At 46.8% G+C, this 1,547-nt stretch carries 1 protein-coding gene and 1 pseudogene; both read right to left on the bottom strand.

From position 1 onward, the window contains the following. Nucleotides 1-220 (bottom strand): annotated as a pseudogene (locus Q0605_RS07885) (IS1595 family transposase); the annotation flags it as partial. A gap of 94 nt (nt 221-314) precedes the next feature. Next, nucleotides 315-1,373 (bottom strand): DUF3137 domain-containing protein, encoded by a 1,059-nt coding sequence (locus Q0605_RS07880; protein WP_298705857.1) that lies wholly within the window; start codon nt 1,371-1,373, stop codon nt 315-317. Nucleotides 1,374-1,547 lie beyond the last annotated feature (174 nt).

Here is a 1,547-nt window from a genome sequence, read left to right as displayed (position 1 = left end):
CAATCTCTATCTCGCCTGAAAACTTAGATATCTTCTCGCGCTCTTTAGACATAAGAATTCTTATTTCTCTAAAGATTTTACATAGGGTTGCTTCTGAAATTTTAGTTAAATTCGATATCTTTGATGCTTCTATGTCTTCTGCAAAATACTTGAGAATTTCTCTAAATTTAGCTTCAGAAATTCTTGAACGAATTATATATTTGTTTTTCATCGAACTCATCGTAGCTTAATGCTCCTTTGTGTGAGCCTAAGTTAAAGAGAGCCTTTACTTTTAAGAGTTAAAAATTTTTAGCAAAAATACCGCTCAAATTTTATTAAATCCAAATCCTCACATTCAGTTTTAAAATTTTAACGATACTCAAAAAGTTTAAAATTTCGCTCTTTATCTCGCTTGCGGGGTCGCGGCGCAGCACACTTTCATAGACGCTAGGCTCGAAATTATCGCGCCCGGTGTGCACGAAAATATGGATCCGCCGCTCTCTGATGCTCGCCCAGATTTGCGCCCCGAGCGCGTCGCCCACCGCCAAAAATCGCTCCATAAATGCAGGCGTCAGCACGTACATCGCGTTTTGCGGCTCATCGCTTAGCACCTTGTAGCGCGCGGCAAACTCCACGTTATCCATCGCAACGGGCTTTAGACCTACGTGCTGTTTATTTTGCATCTCGCGCGGATAGATGAAAACGGGCGCGATGATGCGTTTGTTAAATTCCGCTACGAAAAACGCCCCCGCGAGCTCGTGTTGCAAATTTTGATGAAAAAAGCTCACGTCGCTAAACTCAAAGCTCACCCCCTGCCACGCGCCGCCCACGCGGTCGTTGCCGCGCAGGTTTTCGATGAATTCGAACAGATCGCTCTGCACCACGCGCCAAAAAGGCACGCTGCCGTAGGAGACGTATTCGCAGCCGAGCTCGCGCACGAAAGGCGCCAGATAGTGCTGCTTGTAGCTTTGGCGGTATCGCCCCGTAAAGATATCTTGCATGCTTTTTACGCCGAGCGCGTAAAGCCGCGTCGCTAGCCAAGCCCCAAGCGCAAGCGCAGCCAAGCTTATCAACGCCTGCGGCAAGGCTGCGGAGTATTTGAAGATCAAAAACGAGATCGCGACCGCGCCAAATTTCAAAATATTTTCCGTGCCGATGAGATCCTTTTGCCAGCCGTTTAGATGCACCTCGCGCAGGCTCACGGCAAGCGAGGCGACCGCCAGCAGCATAAGCAGCGTCGCGCTAAAGCTCTGCACGCCCTGCCTGCGCGCGAAATACGCGATGACGCTGAATACCACAAACAGGGCGGTCGTGCTTATGACGGCAACGAGCTTTAGCTGCTCCACGTGCTTTTTTGCGTTCAGTCGCAGGCGCTCCAAATCGTAAATAGTCAAAATTTCGCCTTTTTTAAAATTTGTCCGCAATTTTAGCGAAATTCTAGGAATTTTAGAATTTTAAATTTCTCTATTTTCTAGCAAGGTTAAATTTTATTAGGAATTTCACGCGGTGGCTTAAATTTAAGGATAAATTCAAAGCTCTAAGTTTAAAATTTCGCCGTAGCGGAGCGG

Origin of the sequence: uncultured Campylobacter sp. (assembly GCF_938017705.1) — a bacterium.
Taxonomy (GTDB): Bacteria; Campylobacterota; Campylobacteria; order Campylobacterales; family Campylobacteraceae; genus Campylobacter_B.
Note: the sequence above shows the minus strand (reverse complement) of the source record. Positions and strands in the feature narration are given on the sequence as shown.